The sequence below is a fragment of the Marinobacter sp. AN1 genome, assembly GCF_026013985.1.
In the GTDB taxonomy this organism is placed as follows: Bacteria; Pseudomonadota; Gammaproteobacteria; order Pseudomonadales; family Oleiphilaceae; genus Marinobacter; species Marinobacter segnicrescens.
In genome coordinates this window covers 703,604-720,333 of record NZ_CP110342.1, presented here as the reverse complement: position 1 = coordinate 720,333, position 16,730 = coordinate 703,604, and the positions used below count along the sequence as shown (strand labels likewise).

The 16,730-nt window shown below is 56.7% G+C and carries 17 protein-coding genes, 1 tRNA gene and 2 pseudogenes; 5 read left to right on the top strand and 15 right to left on the bottom strand.

What is annotated here, in order from left to right:
• The first annotated feature begins 6 nt into the window (after positions 1-6).
• Positions 7-2,024 (top strand): annotated as a pseudogene (gene rep / locus LJ360_RS03220) (DNA helicase Rep).
• A gap of 63 nt (positions 2,025-2,087) precedes the next feature.
• On the opposite strand, the gene LJ360_RS03215 reads toward rep, so the two are convergent.
• Entirely contained in the window at positions 2,088-2,504 is a 417-nt protein-coding gene (locus tag LJ360_RS03215) for a c-type cytochrome (protein WP_091848794.1), read from the bottom strand.
• A 167-nt stretch (positions 2,505-2,671) separates the two neighbouring features.
• Between LJ360_RS03215 and LJ360_RS03210 the strand changes: the two genes are divergently transcribed.
• Both LJ360_RS03210 and LJ360_RS03205 read left to right on the top strand, forming a co-directional pair.
• Positions 2,672-3,004: a hypothetical protein gene (locus LJ360_RS03210; RefSeq protein ID WP_091848795.1), complete on the top strand. Its 333-nt coding sequence runs from the start codon at positions 2,672-2,674 to the stop codon at positions 3,002-3,004.
• Positions 3,005-3,082: 78 nt separating this feature from the next.
• Positions 3,083-4,078, top strand: coding sequence for a phospholipase A (locus LJ360_RS03205; protein ID WP_245742441.1), 996 nt, complete (start codon positions 3,083-3,085; stop codon positions 4,076-4,078).
• Positions 4,079-4,152: 74 nt separating this feature from the next.
• Here the strand turns inward: LJ360_RS03205 and LJ360_RS03200 are convergent, their stop codons facing one another.
• The 3 genes from LJ360_RS03200 to LJ360_RS03190 all read right to left on the bottom strand — a co-directional run bounded on the left by LJ360_RS03200 (position 4,153) and on the right by LJ360_RS03190 (position 6,607).
• The gene (locus LJ360_RS03200; RefSeq protein WP_264995228.1) at positions 4,153-5,508 is read right to left on the bottom strand and encodes a phosphomannomutase; all 1,356 of its coding nucleotides are present in this window, start codon (positions 5,506-5,508) and stop codon (positions 4,153-4,155) included.
• A gap of 219 nt (positions 5,509-5,727) precedes the next feature.
• Positions 5,728-6,204 carry a bacterioferritin gene (gene bfr / locus LJ360_RS03195; protein ID WP_091848978.1) on the bottom strand — a complete coding sequence of 159 codons (477 nt, stop codon included), beginning with the start codon at positions 6,202-6,204 and terminating at the stop codon, positions 5,728-5,730.
• A 196-nt stretch (positions 6,205-6,400) separates the two neighbouring features.
• A complete protein-coding gene (locus LJ360_RS03190; RefSeq protein ID WP_091848798.1) occupies positions 6,401-6,607 on the bottom strand; it encodes a bacterioferritin-associated ferredoxin in 207 nt (68 codons plus the stop codon).
• Positions 6,608-6,764: 157 nt separating this feature from the next.
• On the opposite strand from LJ360_RS03190, the gene LJ360_RS03185 reads away from it, so the two are divergent.
• A complete protein-coding gene (locus tag LJ360_RS03185) occupies positions 6,765-7,301 on the top strand; it encodes a YaeQ family protein (RefSeq protein ID WP_264995227.1) in 537 nt (178 codons plus the stop codon).
• Positions 7,302-7,307: 6 nt separating this feature from the next.
• Here the strand turns inward: LJ360_RS03185 and LJ360_RS03180 are convergent, their stop codons facing one another.
• Complete coding sequence (locus LJ360_RS03180) at positions 7,308-7,832, bottom strand: DUF2244 domain-containing protein (protein WP_264995226.1); 525 nt, start codon at positions 7,830-7,832, stop codon at positions 7,308-7,310.
• 257 nt (positions 7,833-8,089) lie between these two features.
• On the opposite strand from LJ360_RS03180, the gene LJ360_RS03175 reads away from it, so the two are divergent.
• Positions 8,090-8,166: transfer RNA gene (locus LJ360_RS03175), tRNA-Arg, on the top strand.
• Positions 8,167-8,434: 268 nt separating this feature from the next.
• Here LJ360_RS03175 and LJ360_RS03170 read toward each other — a convergent pair.
• The 10 genes and pseudogenes from LJ360_RS03170 to LJ360_RS03125 all read right to left on the bottom strand — a co-directional run bounded on the left by LJ360_RS03170 (position 8,435) and on the right by LJ360_RS03125 (position 16,714).
• Positions 8,435-9,567, bottom strand: a protein-coding gene (locus tag LJ360_RS03170; protein WP_264995225.1) for an IS3 family transposase whose coding sequence is annotated in 2 segments (ribosomal slippage) — positions 8,435-9,309 and positions 9,309-9,567 — 1,134 coding nt in all. Because the reading frame shifts where the segments join, the coding sequence is not laid out codon by codon here.
• Positions 9,568-9,953: 386 nt separating this feature from the next.
• Entirely contained in the window at positions 9,954-10,382 is a 429-nt protein-coding gene (locus tag LJ360_RS03165) for a MerR family transcriptional regulator (RefSeq protein ID WP_264995224.1), read from the bottom strand.
• A gap of 153 nt (positions 10,383-10,535) precedes the next feature.
• Complete coding sequence (locus LJ360_RS03160; protein WP_264995223.1) at positions 10,536-11,237, bottom strand: sulfite exporter TauE/SafE family protein; 702 nt, start codon at positions 11,235-11,237, stop codon at positions 10,536-10,538.
• A 125-nt stretch (positions 11,238-11,362) separates the two neighbouring features.
• Positions 11,363-12,097, bottom strand: a complete 735-nt coding sequence (locus LJ360_RS03155; RefSeq protein ID WP_264995222.1) for a class I SAM-dependent methyltransferase — start codon at positions 12,095-12,097, stop codon at positions 11,363-11,365.
• 203 nt (positions 12,098-12,300) lie between these two features.
• Positions 12,301-13,200: pseudogene (locus LJ360_RS03150) on the bottom strand (MBL fold metallo-hydrolase).
• Between the two features lie 114 nt (positions 13,201-13,314).
• Positions 13,315-13,971: a methyltransferase family protein gene (locus LJ360_RS03145; protein WP_264995221.1), complete on the bottom strand. Its 657-nt coding sequence runs from the start codon at positions 13,969-13,971 to the stop codon at positions 13,315-13,317.
• A 43-nt stretch (positions 13,972-14,014) separates the two neighbouring features.
• Positions 14,015-14,818: a prolipoprotein diacylglyceryl transferase gene (gene lgt / locus LJ360_RS03140; protein WP_264995220.1), complete on the bottom strand. Its 804-nt coding sequence runs from the start codon at positions 14,816-14,818 to the stop codon at positions 14,015-14,017.
• Between the two features lie 38 nt (positions 14,819-14,856).
• Positions 14,857-15,747: a c-type cytochrome biogenesis protein CcmI gene (gene ccmI / locus LJ360_RS03135; protein ID WP_264995219.1), complete on the bottom strand. Its 891-nt coding sequence runs from the start codon at positions 15,745-15,747 to the stop codon at positions 14,857-14,859.
• A complete protein-coding gene (locus LJ360_RS03130) occupies positions 15,744-16,232 on the bottom strand; it encodes a cytochrome c-type biogenesis protein (RefSeq protein WP_264995218.1) in 489 nt (162 codons plus the stop codon). The genes ccmI and LJ360_RS03130 overlap by 4 nt, the downstream gene beginning before the upstream one ends.
• Positions 16,223-16,714 (bottom strand): DsbE family thiol:disulfide interchange protein, encoded by a 492-nt coding sequence (locus LJ360_RS03125; protein ID WP_264995217.1) that lies wholly within the window; start codon positions 16,712-16,714, stop codon positions 16,223-16,225. Before LJ360_RS03125 ends, LJ360_RS03130 begins: the two co-directional genes overlap by 10 nt.
• Positions 16,715-16,730 lie beyond the last annotated feature (16 nt).

The following is a 16,730-nucleotide window of genomic DNA, read 5'->3' as shown; positions in this document are numbered from 1 at the left end:
TGAACTGTGTCACAACTTAACCCCCGTCAACGCGAAGCCGTGCATTACATCGACGGCCCCCTGCTGGTGCTCGCGGGGGCTGGTAGCGGCAAAACCAGCGTGATCACCCGCAAGATCGCCTACCTGATTGAGCAGGCGGGAATCCCGGGGCGACATATTGCGGCAGTGACCTTTACCAACAAGGCCGCCCGGGAGATGAAGGAACGCGTCGGCAAGCTGGTGGATCGCAAGCTGACCCGGGGCCTGACGGTCTCCACCTTCCACAACCTGGGCATGCATATCATCCGTGAGGAGCTGGCGCACCTGGGCTACCATCCCGGCTTCTCCATCTTCGACGCAGAAGACGCCAAGGCCCTACTGCAGGACCTGATGCTGCGGGAAGCCAGCGCCGACGCCGGTGACGAATTGTCGGATATCCAGCACACCATATCCGCCTGGAAGAATGACATGAAGGGGCCGGAGGATGCCTGGAGCCGGGCCGCCGACGAGCGGGAGCAGCGTATTGCGCTGATCTACAAGCGCTACCAGCAATACCTCAAGGCCTACAATGCCGTGGACTTTGATGACCTGATCCTGCTACCGGTACAGTTATTCCGGACCGTACCGGAAGCCCTTGCCAAGTGGCGCCGCAAAATCCGCTACATGCTGGTGGACGAATACCAGGACACCAACCTCTGCCAGTACGAACTGGTCAAACTGCTGGTGGCGGAACGGGCAGCGTTTACCGTGGTGGGGGATGATGACCAGTCGATCTATGCGTGGCGGGCGCCCGACCAGAGAACCTGGTGCAGCTGAAAGAGGATTTCCCGAGCCTGAAGATCGTCAAGCTGGAACAGAACTACCGGTCCACCGCGCGCATCCTGCGCTGTGCCAACGAAGTGATCGCCAACAATCCCCACGTGTTCGAGAAGGCCCTGTGGAGCGACCACACCATCGGTGATGAGCTACGCATTGTGCGTTGCCGCAACGAGGATGCCGAGTCCCACCGGATAGCGTCAGAGATCATTGACCAGAAGCTCAAGAAGGGCCTGCAGTTCCGGGACTTTGCCGTGCTCTACCGGGGGAACCACCAGGCCCGGCTACTGGAAATGAAACTGCAGGCCTTCCAGATTCCCTACCGCATCTCCGGTGGCCAGTCGTTTTTCTCGAAAAACGAGATACGGGATGCAATGGCCTACCTGCGCCTGCTGATCAACCCGGATGACGATGCGGCCTTTCTGCGTGTGGTCAACGTGCCCCGGCGCGAAATTGGCCCCCGTACGCTGGAACAGTTAAGTCACTACTCCCGCGCCCGGGACATCAGCATGCACCGGGCCCTGGACGAAATGGGGGTGGAAGCCCATGTCACCGAAAAGGGCCTGGACCGGCTACGCCGTTTCCGTCACTGGGTGGAAGGCACATGCCGGCGCCTCTACGAGGAAGATCCGGTGCCGGTACTCAAGCAGCTGTTCACCGACATCGAATATGAGGAGTGGCTGCACCAGCACGCCAGCAGCCCCAAGCAGGCGGAGCGGCGCATGGAGAACATCTGGTACCTGATCGACTCCATTCAGCGCATGCTCGATGACGACAAGGGCACCGCCAACGAGACCAGCATCGAGGACGCCATCAGCCGCCTCATCCTCAGGGACCTGATGGAACAGCAGGAAGAAGAGGACGACAGCGACAAGGTGCAGCTGCTGACCCTGCATGCGTCAAAGGGCCTGGAGTTCCCGCACGTGTTCATCATGGGCCTGGAGGAAGAAATCCTGCCGCACCGCTCCAGCATAGAAGAAGGTAATATCGAGGAAGAGCGGCGACTGATGTACGTGGGCATAACCCGGGCCCGGGAAACCCTGACCCTGACCTTTGCAGCGCAACGCCGGCAGTATGGTGAGAAGCTGGAGACCATACCCAGCCGATTCCTGGACGAATTGCCTGAGGGCGATGTGAAGTGGGAGGGAACCGGGGACCTGGACCAGGAAGCCAATCAGCAGAAGGGCAAGGCCACCCTCAGCGCACTACTGGGAGACCTGGGGAGCTGAGGGCGCGTAGACGCGGATATAAAGCCAGGGCCAGCCCGCAATCAGCGGACCGGCCCGGACGCATCACTGAGAAGCGTCGACCATATGTTGGACGGCGGCCTGGATTTCCTCATCGGAGCAGCTGCCACACCCACCTTTCGGCGGCATGCCCTGGAAGCCGTTAATCGCGTGGTCGATCAGGGTCTCCATGCCCTTGTCAATGCGGGGGCCCCAGGCACCCGCATCACCCACGATCGGAGCACCCGCCGCGCCGGTAGCATGGCACGCGGTACAGGCGGCATTATAAACCTCGTCGCCTGCGCGAGGGCCGTCACTGGACGCTGTCGCCGGAGCTGCCGCAGCCGAACCGCAGTCCTCACCCTGCAGGCAGACCTTGCCAACCGGGGCAATACGCTCACGGATCTGATCTTCAACACTTGCAACAGCGCTTGCCGCCGTCAGACCGAATGCAACCAGTGCGGCCGCCAGGACTTTCATCATTTTCACAATGCACCTCTCATCAGAGCATTCCGGGAGCCAGGGGTGGTGACGGATCGGCAGGCTCCCCAATTGTATGTGGGCGCATTATAGCGGGTGGAGCCGGGCAAAAAAACCAACAAACCGCTAAGATAGGGCAGATCCTGTTTCACCAACCGGCCGAGGAAGCGATGACCGGAAAGCCTTCACAGAACCCCCACCCCTGGCGCAAGCCGCTGCTGGCGGCTGAATTCATTGCGCTGGCCGTGCTGGTCGGGTCCATGGCGATGCTTGGCCAGGTCAGCGATGGGAATGAGCTTAACGCTGCCTGGCTGCTGATTCCCGCCGCAGCCAGCCTGGTTGTATTCCTGTCTTTCCTGGGGCTGATGTATCTGCGGTGGATCGCCGCTGCGGGGGCCGGCCAGAGCCGTCGGCAAAGGGTTCTTTTCGGTCTGCTGGCGCTGACCCTGCTGGGTGTCTGGGCCTACGCCATTGCCCAGACCTGGCACAGCCTGCCGGGATGAGGAGCGGTTAATGCCCCTGCAATGATGTTGTCACACCAATTCGTCCATCATGCCCTGTTCACCATCAAAGGACCGTCTATGAGACCATGGAACCGACTGACCCTGATCGCTTGCGCTGGCCTTTTGATACCCCTGCAGGGTGCCGCACAGGCACATGGCGGGGCGGACGACGAGATTACCCGGGAGGAAGTGGAAGCGCTCGCTGAAGAGGTTGGCGAGGAAGTTGAACAGTCCGGCGCACAGCAGTCGGACGAGCAGGCCATGGAGCAGGAAATCGAGGAGTACGAAGCCAAGGAGCGCCTGATCGGCACCCTGATTGGCGGCTTCGTTCCTTATCGCCCCACCTACATACTTCCCTACACGTATGTGGACAGCCCCAATCAGAACCCCGTCAGCCCCAGACTGGGCGAGGGTGACTACGACACCAACCTCCAGGACGAAGAGGCAAAGTACCAGATCAGCTTCAAAGTCCCTTTGCTGACCGGCATGCTGGACGACCGTACTACCCTCTGGTTCGGTTATACCCAGAAGTCCTTCTGGCAGGTATACAATACCGATGAGTCCGCGCCCTTCCGCGAGACCAATTACGAACCGGAACTCTTTGTGCGTCACCGGCTCGGGTGGGACCTGGGTCCGGGTGAACTGAACGCTGTTGCTATCGGCTTTAACCACCAGTCCAACGGTCAGTCCGAACCCCGCTCCCGAAGCTGGAACCGGATCAAGGGGAGTATTGCCTACACCTACAACCGGTGGCTATTCATGGTCAACCCCTGGTACCGGCTGCCGGAACAAGACAGCGACAATGATAACGATGATATACACGAGTATTTGGGGTATGCGGAGTACATTGCCGTCTACAAGTGGGACGATGATCATGTCATTTCCACGACACTGATGAACAACCTGCGCTCAGACGACAACCGCACGTCGGTCGAACTGGGATACAGCTTTCCGATGGGAGAGCGGCTCAAGGGGTTTGTTCAATACTATAACGGTTACGGTGAGAGCCTGATTGACTACAACGAGCGCATGCACCGTATCGGTATCGGCATTATGCTGAACGACTGGCTGTAAGGCCGGGTATTGTAGCCATCCGAAGCAAAGGGCGACCAGGTGGTCGCCCTTTCAGCATAAGTCCTGCCTGGCCATCAGGCCCTGTTGAGCCGGTCCATCTCGTTCAGCAACTCGGCAGTCTTCTCTTCCATCAACGCCTGATCAGCCCGGGACTCCACATTCAGCCGCACCACGGGCTCAGTGTTGGACATGCGCAGGTTAAAGCGCCAGTCATCAAATTCCACGCTCAGGCCATCCACATGGTTAATGGCTTTCGCCTCGGCGCCGTATATTTCCTCGATGGCCTGAATCACTTTCGGCGGGTTGTCGATGGTACGGTTGATCTCACCGCTGGCCGGGTAGGCCTCGATACGCGCGTCAATCAGTGAGGACAGGGGCTGACCGGACTGGCACAGACGCTCGGCCACCAGCAGCCAGGGGATCATACCGCTATCGCAGTAGGCAAAGTCCCGGAAGTAATGGTGGGCGCTCATCTCGCCACCATACACAGCGTCTTCGTCACGCATCCGTTGCTTGATAAAGGCATGACCGGTCTTGCTTTCCACCGGCTCACCGCCGGCAGCCTTCACCAGGTCCAGGGTATTCCAGGTCAGGCGCGGGTCATGGATCACCTTGCCACCGCCAGTCTTGCGCAGGAACTGGTCCGCCAGCAGGCCGACAATGTAGTAGCCCTCAATGAAGCGACCGGTTTCGTCAAAGAAAAAACACCGGTCAAAGTCACCATCCCACGCAATGCCCATAGCGGCCTTGTGTTCAAGCACCGCGTCTGCGGTGGCTGCGCGGTTCTCTGGCAGGATCGGGTTGGGCACACCGTTGGGGAAGTGACCATCGGGCTCGTGGTGCACCTTGATGAACTCGAAGGGCAGGTGTTGCTCAAGGGCATCGATCACCAGGCCCGCACCGCCATTACCGGCGTTCACCACGATCTTCATGGACTTCAGGGCGCTGGCATCGATATAGCCCAGCAAGTGATCCACATAGGGAGCCATCACCTCAAGGGTTTCATATTTACCCTGCCTCGGAGCATCTTCGAAGGGTTCCGGCACCCGGTCGCGGATATCGTTGAGACCATTGTCAGAACTGATGGGTCGGGATTCCGGTCCCACCATCTTCATGCCGTTGTGGTCCCGGGGGTTATGGCTGGCGGTCACCATGATGCCACCGTCCATGCCGAAGTGGCTGGTGGCGAAGTAGACATGCTCGGTACCGCAGAGCCCTATATCATAAACGTCCGCGCCGGCGGCCATCAGCCCGGAGCTTAGTGCGTCCGCGATTTCAGGGCTGGACAGGCGAATGTCGTAACCGACAATCACCTTGCGGGCGCCCGTAATTTCAACATAGGCACGACCGATTCGCTCGGCCAGGTTCGGATTAAGCTGGTCAGGCACACGGCCACGCAGGTCGTAGGCTTTAAAGCAGGACAGGTCCATGACAGGGAATCTCCTGGTTGGTCTGCGGTATCAGGTGCTGGGTGCCCCTTGGGGGACACCCGGTATCAGGCAACAACCGGGCCCATTCTAGCGACTTGACGGTGACAACTGCAGGCCAGAGCGGAAAAATGACCAAAAAGAAACCCGACCTTAACCAGGCCGGGTTCCGAAACGGGGCATCGCCAGGCGGTTACGCCCGACTTCAGTGCAGCATGCAGCTTACTCGGCAGCGCCGGACTGCAGCTGGATGTAATTCTGGATGCCCATCTGACCAATCATCTCCAGCTGGGTTTCGAGCCAGTCGATGTGTTCTTCCTCGCTGTCCAGGATGCTGCGGAACAGTTCCCGGCTGGTGAAGTCCTGCACTTCCTCACAGTACAGAATCGCCTCTTTGAGGTCGGAATGCGCCGTCATTTCCAGCTTGAGGTCACACTCGATCATCTCCTGGACGTTTTCACCGATCAGCAGTTTGTTGAGATCCTGCAGGTTGGGCAGGCCTTCCAGGAACAGGATACGCTCGATCAGCTGGTCAGCATGCTTCATCTCGTCAATGGACTCTTCGTATTCCTTGTCCGCCAGCTTGGTGATGCCCCAGTCCTTGTACATCCGTGAATGCAGGAAATACTGGTTAATGGCGGTCAGCTCATTGGCCAGCACCTTGTTCAGAAACTGGATAACCTTCTTGTCACCTTTCACGGCCAGGGCCTCCTCTCTTTCGCTCATTCAGACTGACGACCGTCTGACCGGACGCCGTTTATCGATGGAACCGCTGACTTGTCTCAGCAGATTCAACAAGGATAGACGCTAATCCACCAAGAAAAAATCTCGCCAGAGAATGGTTTACGTTTGACAGACGTCATTGACAGCGGCGCTGGCCAGGGTGGCGCTCCGCTCAGGCAGGCTGGGCCAGCAGGTTGGCCAGGGCCAGGTAATCAGAGGAACGGGACTCGCGGAGGATTTCCCGGGCCGTGCAGGCACAACGGCCACACTGGCGACCAACACCCAGCTCCTTACCAAGCTGGCGCATAGAGCTGACACCGTTTTCAGCAGCTTCACGGATTTCGCGGTCGGTAACACCAGTGCAGAGGCAGACGTACATAGAGGAATCTCTCGGCCCAATCAAACTTAGTGATAATTATTGTTATTCGCAGACGTGATTGCAACCCGTTTGGCGGGTTTGTACAAAAATCACACGACAGCAGATCCGCAAAATCCGCTACACTTGCCATCTTCCCAGAAAAAACCACGGAGCAGCCATGGCCCTGAAAGCCACCGTGTTCAAGGCGACCCTCAACATCGCCGACATGGACCGCCATTACTACGCCGACCATCACGTCACCATCGCCCGCCATCCCTCCGAGACCGACGAGCGCATGATGGTACGGCTGCTGGCCTTTGCCCTGAACGCCAACGATGCTCTGGAATTCACCCGTGGCCTGAGCACCGACGACGAGCCTGATCTCTGGCAGAAGGACCTCACTGGCCACATAGAATACTGGATCGAAACCGGGCTTCCCGATGAGGACCGGATTCGCAAGGCCTGCAACCGGGCGGACAGGGTGACCATCTACGGTTATGGTGGCCGGGCGCTGCCGGTATGGTGGGAGAAGCTGCACAACCGCCTTGAGCGCCATAACAACCTGTCGGTCATCGCGCTGGCGCAGGATGATACCGCGGCACTGGCCGAGCTTGCAGACCGCACCATGAACCTGCAGATCAACATCCAGGATGGCGAAGTGACGGTGGGGAACGGCAATACGGTGGTCAGCCTGACGCCTGAGACCCGCCTGTAGTGCCGGTCAGAACCAGATGCCTACAAATTCCCGGGCTCGTCGGGTGACGTGCAACCCCTGACTCTGGAGAACCGTGACCAGTTCCCGGGACTCCCGGGGGTTCAGAAAGTCCGCCAGTGGAATCTCCTCCCCCCTGGAACATAGCCAGACCTGCTCCCGCATCCACGGGAGTGGCTCAGGATCGAGCAGGATCGTTACCGACGTTCGCGGCCATTGCCACTGCTGTTCACGGCGCTGATGGCCTTTCTCCAGCACCACTTCCGTGGCACCAAACGTGATCACTTCCTGTCGTGCACATTTGCGGGCGGTATACCACAGGCCTGCACCTACAGCCGTCAACTCCAGCCCGGCAAAGGGAATCACCAGCCAGACGCCTGCCAGGGTCCAGCCCACTACCACGCAGCCCGTTACCACAACCAGTCCAAGCCAGACCCGAACCAGGCCCGGCCAACTGATGGACCGGTTGGGGGTCAGCCGGTAGCGAATACCATCGTTGTCTGCCAGTCGCTCGATCATCGGAAACTCACTCACAAACGAACGCCAAATTGCCTTTTATCAAGTATAGGCAAAGACCGGCAACTGACATCAAAAGATCAAAAGAGCGGGACAGGGAGGGCTGGACAGATCTCGTCGGCCCACGTAAGATTGCGCACTCGAAATCACCGCCAACCGGTGAGTTTGAAACCGCCCGTAGCTCAGCTGGATAGAGCGCTGCCCTCCGGAGGCAAGGGTCAGGAGAAAAATCCGGAACCGAAGGCAACGGTCAAACATGCCAACTTTGTTGAAGACCGCCCGTAGCTCAGCTGGATAGAGCGCCGCCCTCCGGAGGCGGAGGTCAGAGGTTCGAATCCTCTCGGGCGGGCCATTTTAATGGCAATTCAACACGTTACATGCCGCAATCTTGCCTGCCGCACCCGTTTTTCGAAACAGCAATCACTCAAGCTTCGACCCAGGTAATGACCTCTGCCTTGCTTTCGAAATTGCCCTGTCCGGCACATAAAATTTGTCCTGTGTCCAAATTGTGTCCTTGGTGTGTCCACGGCATATCGCACATTTTTACCAGCTCGACAATTCTGACCTTTGCACTGAAATTACGACCTTCTGGTTTGGACACAGTGACCTGCCCCCAGTCTTTAATCCAACTGCTCCCTAGTAATGTCCGTTACTTTTGAATCAGTTTTTCCAAGTCGGAGAGCGGAGGCAAACTCCAGGGGTGTCTGATACCCCAAGGATGAATGCGGTCGCCGCTCATTGTAGTCCAAGCGCCAGTTGCTGATCTTTTCGCGGGCATGAGCAAGATCCCGGAACCAATGTTCATTCAGACACTCATCCCGGAATTTTCCGTTAAAGCTCTCGACGTAACCATTCTGCATCGGCTTTCCAGGCTGGATCAGCTTCAGCTCAACGCCATGATGATAGGCCCATTGATCCAATGCTCTGCCAGTAAATTCCGGCCCCTGATCGGTTCTGACGGCCTTTGGATAGCCTCTGAAGGCCGCTATGCCATCCAGGGTGCGGACCACCTGTTCGCCTGAGATTCCCATAGCAACGGGAATGTCGAGGCATTCCTTGGTGAAATCATCCACGATCGTCAGGCATTTGATCCTGCGCCCGTTGGCCAAAGAATCCATGACGAAATCCATAGACCACGTATGATTCGGCGCATCGGGCAGAACCAAGGGCTGCCGTTCGACCATCACCCCTTTACGGCGCTTGCGTTTGCGGACGGCCAAGCCTGCTTCCCGGTAAAGTCGATAAACCTTCTTGTGATTCACCTCAGCACCCTCACGACGCAGCAACTGATGAACACGCCGGTACCCGAACCGGCGACGTTCGAACGCAATGGCTTTGATGCGCTCTGTCAGTTCACGCTCCTCTGGAGAACGCTGAGACTGATACCGCATCGTTGCGCGGGATAACCCGACGAGTGAACAGGCTTTGCGCTCGGATATCGTCGTCTCCGACAGCATGGTACGCACAGCCTCGCGCTTGTTCCCGACGGTCAGTACTTTCGGTTGAGAGCCGCCTTCAGAGCTTCTGTGTCCAGCATGGACTCGGCCAGCAGTTTCTTGAGCCGGGCGTTCTCTTCCTCCAGGGCCTTCAAACGACGGGCCTCAGAGACCTCCAAACCACCGTATTTCTTACGCCAGGTGTAGAAGGTTGCGTCCGAGATGTTGTACTTGCGACACAGCTCTTTGACCGGCAGGCCAGCCTCGGCTTCCTTCAGAATGGGAATGATCTGTTCTTCGGTGAATCGCTTCTTCATGTTCATCGTCCTCTCTGGTGATGAACATTACTAAGATCAGAATGGGTTAGAAAGTTGGGGGCAGGTCACGATCTATGTATTTGATCGTGAGGGCGATCCCCGATTGTTAATGAGATCTGATCTGAGCGCTGAGGAGATTCGAAATGATCTCGTTGCTCTTATTCAGGAGGGTTCCTGAATTAATGAAGTTTGCCATCGACGAGCCGTTGTCCCACAACTGGAAGCCGACCATACACTACAAGGCGTGATGGTCGAGTATGGATCAAGCACGCAAAGCTACAACGTAGCCAGGAAAACTCTGAGCGGTCGGCGCTTAAAATAGAATAAATCAGGTATTTGTGTTTACAGTATTTTTCGAGAAAGTAAGGCGCGCGCTTCACAAAGCGTCAAGCGATTAATGGGCAGGACTGCCAGTAGCCCCACTGCTCAATCAATTTTTGGACCGAATGGCCATTGGGGACACCATCAGGCATCTGTCTCCAAAGCTGGATTGTGCCTTTCATGTCATCACGAAGTCGCTCGAGCTCCTTTAGCTCCTGATCCAGTCTGCAAAGGCCGTCTGTAAATAGTTTCTCCAGATCGCCGCTAGCCAAGCCACCTTCCGTACCTTGACTCAGAATGACTTTGACTTCACTCAGGTTCCAACCCATTTTATTAGCCATGCGAACAAACCGTAAACGCCGCAAGTCTTCCGAGCTATACACATAATACCCGTTCCGGGGATCTTTTCGTGGCCGAAGTAGTCCTTCACGGTTATAGAACCGAACGATATCCGGCGAGACATTCGCCAACTTTGCAATTTCATTGACTTTCATTTCCTCACACCTCGCTGTCAGTCCTTCGCGTAAGCCTGCAAAGCAAAAAATGATTATCTCGACACAAGGCCAACGTTCTCATGTCATTTTGATTGCATGGAAAGTGAAAGTTCCTTCCAGCTACCCTGGCTATCGGAACGGGAGATCCAATGTTCAATTCATGGTGCCCATGGTATGCAAATGCCACAGTTGCCAGGTGGCAAACGAGATGATCAATAGAGCAGCCACGTTTCGTGTTGCCGGATTCCGAATCCAGCCCGAGATACGTCTTGCCGCAACACCCGTTGCCAGAACCGTCGGCAAGGTTCCAAGCCCGAACGCACCCATCAGTGCGGCACCCTGGAGCGGCTCTGCAATCGAAAGACTCCAGGCAAGCATTGAGTATATCAGGCCGCAGGGCATCCATCCCCAGACTGCGCCCAAACCGAATGCCTGGCGTGCCCGGACAACCGGCATAAACCGCTTACCGACAGGAGCAACAAACGCCCAGACATGGCGGCCAACGGCCTCGATTCTAACCAGGCCCTTCCACCAGTTCGCGATGTATAAAGCCATGAGTATCAACATGACGGCGGCCACAACTCTCAACACGAGAGCAATACTGTCCAGAGCATGACTCAGCCCGGCTCCCACCAAACCAACCAAGGCCCCGACAACCATATAGCTGACAATGCGGCCTGCATTAAAGCCCAGCAACAATCCAAGCACACGATGGGGGCGCCGGAGCTCGGGAGGTACCGAAAAGGTCAGTGCCCCCATGATACCGCCGCACATGCCGATGCAGTGCGCGCCCCCAAGGAGACCAAATACAAATGCGGCCACATAGGGGGAGAAACCAAATATAGAAGGATCCATCTGTTATTCTCAAAAGCGAGCTGTATTAATCATCCGCGCCATCACCTGTTAACTTCCCGTACGAATACACTCGACCGTAAAGTCTTACGCATAAACCAGATATCACGTGAGGCCCCCCAGCTTGGTCATTGTGGCTCATGCTCAATAACCACGAAGAACAAACGGTCAGTGAAGCGGACCTGATCTCCGTCAAGCTGGCTGTCGACTTCCAGGATACCGTCCTCAATTTCATCGGGAGTAAAGCCTGCCAGATTCGACATAAACCGAGCCCGAAGCATTGCATACCAGCGCTCCTTCGGGATCTGGACGTGGTACTGCTCCGTGTTTGTCACAGCTCTGAGACCCGAACTGGAGATTTCATCGAGAAGAATTTCAAGTTCCGGCTGGCTCTCCGAAAAGGCAATCATCGCCCGCTTGAAAAGGGGGAGCTCGGGCAGACTGGGCCGAGTCACCACCAAGATACGGCCATCGGGCCTTAAACTTGAGCATATTTTTTCCCAAAAACTCTGACGATTCCGGACGTGATGGATCGATTCCTTGATAAGAATCCGGTCCAGTGGCACCTGCCTATGGGCAAACGTTTCAGCAGATTCACAATATGTCTGGAGGCCTCGGTACCGCCCTGCGTTCAAGAGCATGGCGTCGGAGGGGTCCACGCATATGGCGTCAGGCTCAAGCGGCACGCCCAGCTTCAGGAGGTGAGCAAATATGCCGGTTCCACCTCCCAGGTCCGCGAAGTTACTATTCCTTCGCATACTCAAATGCCCAAGGGTCTTGGTCAGCATCCAGTCCCGGTAGCCATCGGTTAAAAGCCAGAGATCATCATAGTCCCCGGCAATCCTTGAAAAAGCTGTCGTCACGATCTCTCCAAAGAAGCGGTCCTCAACACACCACACGCTCCCGGCTATTCGACCAGAGGCTTCAAGGCCGACACGGCTGAAGATGCGCTTCTGGCGGTACTGCGGAGCCTAGCGACCTTTCAGGCTGGACAGGGCAATGACATTCAATCGCTCGTCGAGCAGGCCGATGTTCATTTGAACCTCCTTTTTATCGGTCTTTGTCGCTAGTCCCAAACTGCGCCATCAAAGGCATCAAGAGGTATCTTCAAGTAGCGCCGACCATTGTCTTCAGGCTCCGGCAGTGCACCGCCACGTATGTTCACTTGCAGCGCATGGAGGAGAAGCTTGGGCATGGGGAGCTCTTTGTCACGCTCGTTCCGCATGGCGATGTATCCACCTTCAGTCTGATCACCCATCAGGTGCTTGTTGGTTTCCCGCTGTTCGCGCACGGTACTCTCCCACCTTGCCTCTCGCCCGCCCGGTCGATAGTCATGGCCGGTAAATAGCCGGGTCTCGTCGGGCAGGGCCAGAATCTCCTGAATGGATTGCCAGAGCTGGTGGGCATCGCCACCCGGAAAATCGGCGCGGGCAGTACCGCTATCAGGCTGGAAAAGCGTGTCGTGCACAAAAGCCGCATCACCCAGTAAATAGGTAACTGACGCCAGCGTATGGCCGGGAGAAAACAATACCCTGCCCTGAATTGACCCGACCCGGACCACATCGCCGTCCGCAAAAAGATGGTCCCATTGACGGCCATCGGCAGGAAAAACAGGCCAGTTGTAAAGGTCCTTCCATAGTGCCTGCACGTCTTTTACATAGGTGCCTATCCCCGTTGGCGCCCCTGTTTTCTCTTTCAGATAGTGTGCGGCGGACATATGGTCGGCATGAGGATGAGTATCCAATATCTATTCAACCTCGAGTCCCTGCTCTGCTATGTATGCCAGGATCTCATCGGCAAGATGAAATGCTGTCGAGCCGGATTTCTCATCGAAATCAAGAACCGGATCGATAATGGCGCACTTTAGGGTTCTCGCATCGGAAACCACATACTGGACACTGGAAGACCGCGGATCATAAAAGCCTGCTACATCAGGCTGTCCAGAAGAGAATCTAAAGTTCTGCATAAGGAGCCCCCTTGCAAAGTTGATAATGGTTATGGATGACCGAGCATCGTCTTAAGCGGTTTCGTTGGCCTCTACAGACAAGCACTCCCTCGACGCAGTACTCTTCCCTGTGTGTCAGCCCAGCCACGAGCGGGACTTGCCAATGAGTTTTGCAAGTCGGCCCGCTCGTGGAATAAACCTCGGCACATCCTGCTGGTAGGTTCGGTACTCCTCCCCAAACCGCTCAATCACCTTTCGCTCTTCATGGCGTGCGAGCAGGCTATAGGCGAGAACGATGACGGGGAACAGACTAATGGAGAACAGCGTCGGCCAATGCACAACTCCCTCCCCGAACAGGATGAGAAAAAGGCCCGTATACTGAGGATGTCTCACGACGCTATAGAGTCCATCCGTAGCAAGGCGATCTTGTTGGTGTGCATGGTGAAGTTCTCGCCATCCCTGCAGAAAAATACCGATGCCAGTCACAACCAGAGCATAGCCGAGCAGCATCGCGACGAGCATACCCATCTCGCCGATACCGAGCAGCGAAGACCAGAGATTCGCACTGAGGTCACTTCCGTCCAAGTCAAAGAACCGCACGAGCAAATAAACAGTGAGAGGGAAGCCGTACATCTCCGCGTACAATGCGATAATAAATGCCTGCACCACCCCGGCACTGCCCCACTCCCGCCATGTCCTGGGAGCGAGCCAACGATACATGACCCAGGAGATCAGCACGATCATGATTGCCGCTATACCCCAGGCTCCGGAATGAGCAATAGTTTCTTTCATTTTAAATTTCCATCGTGAGTCAACAAACAAGCAAAGACAGCTTTTATCTGGCTGTCGCCGCCTCCGCTTTATTGTTCGGTTGACGTCTTGACCAGGCGATTAAGGCAAGGCCGCCGAGGATCATCGGCAGGGTCAACAACTGCCCCATGGTCACCCAGCCGAGGGCAATGAACCCCAGTTGCGGGTCAGGGAGGCGAACAAACTCGACCGCAAAACGGAAAATTCCGTAGAGCAACAGGAACAGGCCGGACGTTGCGCCTATCCGGCGAGGGTGGCGTGAGAACCACCACAACACAACAAACAGCACAACACCTTCCAGGGCGAACTCATACAATGACGACGGGTGGCGTGGCGCCTCCCCCATATTGGGAAACACCATGGCCCAGGGAACATCACTAATCCGTCCCGGGAGCTCGTGATTGATAAAATTGCCAAGGCGCCCTGCTCCCAGGCCAATTGGTACCAATGGCGCTATAAAGTCCGTGAGTTGGAAAAACCGCAGGTTCTGCTTTCGGGCGAAGACCAGGGCTGCAATCAGGACGCCGGTCAAGCCGCCGTGAAAACTCATTCCCCCTTCCCACACCTTGAACAGCCAAAGCGGATTGTCTGCCAGCTTGTCAAAACCGTAGAAGAACGCATAACCGAGGCGGCCACCAAAAATGACACCCATCGCGCAGTAGAAAATCAATGTTTCGACAGCGTCTGCATTCAACCCCAGCCGATGAGCCCGACGACGCCCCAGCCACCAGGCCGCAAGAAAACCGACTAGGTACATCAGGCCGTACCAATGAATTTTTAGCGGGCCCAGTGCAATGGCTACCGGGTCGATTTGAGGATACTGAAGCATAAGCTTTCCTGATTCCGTATGTGAAAGTGCGCTAGGTTCTAATCAGTGACAGTGCCCGTGCCATTGGCGGCCCCCTCCAGTCTTTGTCTGGCAACAGCGATACCGTTGCGAATGGCCTGTGCGGACTCGTTATCACCGAAGCCAGCCAATGCACGGCGCCAGTAATTGATCGCCTGTTCATAGCGACCGTCGTCAAAGGCCTCGACCCCCAGTATGCCCAGCACCGTTGGCTCACGAGGATCCTTGTCGAGTATTTCGTCGACCAGCGCCTGCACTTCATCGGTCAGGCTGCGCCCGGCCATAAAGAATTTAATCTGAGCCGTTTGGGCCAGAAGGTCTACTCTGCGACCTTCGAGTTCGATCATTCGTTCCAGGGCGCCAATCGCCTGACCCGGTTGACCGATCTTCTGGTAAAGCGGTAAAAGCAACGCCCAGACCTTGGGATTATCCGGCTGAGTCTCGGCCTCCTCTTCGAGCCGGCCAACCAGGGTTTTCATTGAGACGCCGGGCGTGTTGAGCGCGTTCTGCTGGGCGGCATACAGAGCCAGATCTCCATCCGCGCCTGCCCACTGATATCCAATAACACTTGCAGCCACCAGAGCCACCATCGCCAGAGGGATCGCAAAACGCCCAGCCAGAGGGTTCTTGAGAGGTGCGCGACGGCGACCCTCAGTATCTTCCAGCAGATTGCGGTCTAGCTCGTGGCGGCCTTCTTCAAAGCGGGCGACGTCAATTTCACCGCGATCGCGGGCACTTTCCAGTGCTGAAAGCCGGCGCTCATAAACGACCAGGTTTTGCTCCTCAGCATGATCATCGGCCTCAAACCGTTGCTGCCAGTCATGGGTCGCCCTTGTTCTTCGCAACGGTAGACTCAGAAACCACAGCGCAAGAAATAGCAGTGTGCCGATACCTAACCAGAGCATAATCATTCTGATCCCTCACGGTGACGATGAATCAGGGCGGCCAGGCGGGTACGTTCCTCCTCGGAGAGCGGCCGCACTCGCCGGTGTCTGCGTGCCCGGACAAACGCAGTCACAACCATGGCGCCCCCTGCCACCAGCGCCGCCGGCAACGCCCAAAGCAGCCACGTGCGCCCGTCAAGGCGCGGATTGTAAAGAACGAACTCGCCAAAACGATTAGCCATGAAATCAAGAATTTCCTTATCCGCACGCCCCTCATGAAGCATCAGCGCTACCCGCTCCCGCATGTCCGCCGCCACCGGCGAATCGGAGCTGTCGATGGCTTGAGCATCACATTTAGGGCACCGCAATGACGCCGTAAGGTCGCGATAACGCTCCGCCATCACCGGATCCTCGAAATGACGCGCATCAATTGCCGTATCCGCCATCGACTGGAACGAGGCCATCAAAAGCACGATGACCACACAGCAACGGATCTTCAGGGTTAGCGCCATTTCTCTACCTCCATCATGACTTCATCCACCTGGGCGGGCGTTATGTACCCAACGTGCTTGTATCGAACGATACCGTCTGCGTCGACCAGGAAGGTTTCGGGCACGCCATACACGCCAATTTCAAAACCCAGGTCACCGGCAGGATCGAAGATGTTGACCTCGAAAGGTTTTCCGAACTCTTCGAGAAACTGTCGCCCCAGGTCACGGGCGTCTTTATAGTTGATGCCCACCATCTGAATGCCGCGCTCGGAGAGCGCCAGTAGCTGGGGCATTTCCTCCTTGCAGGTCGGGCACCAGGATGCCCAGACATTGACCAGAGATATCTGCCCGCGAAGCAGGGATTCATCCACCTCGGTATCAGGGTCCTCCAGCGTCGGGAGCGTGAACGCGGGAAACGCCTGGCCTATCAGGGCTGACTCGCGAGCACTGGGATCCAGCGAAAGCCCCCGGTACAAAAAGAAGGCCAGGCCAAGGAACACCACAACGGAAGCAGCAGCA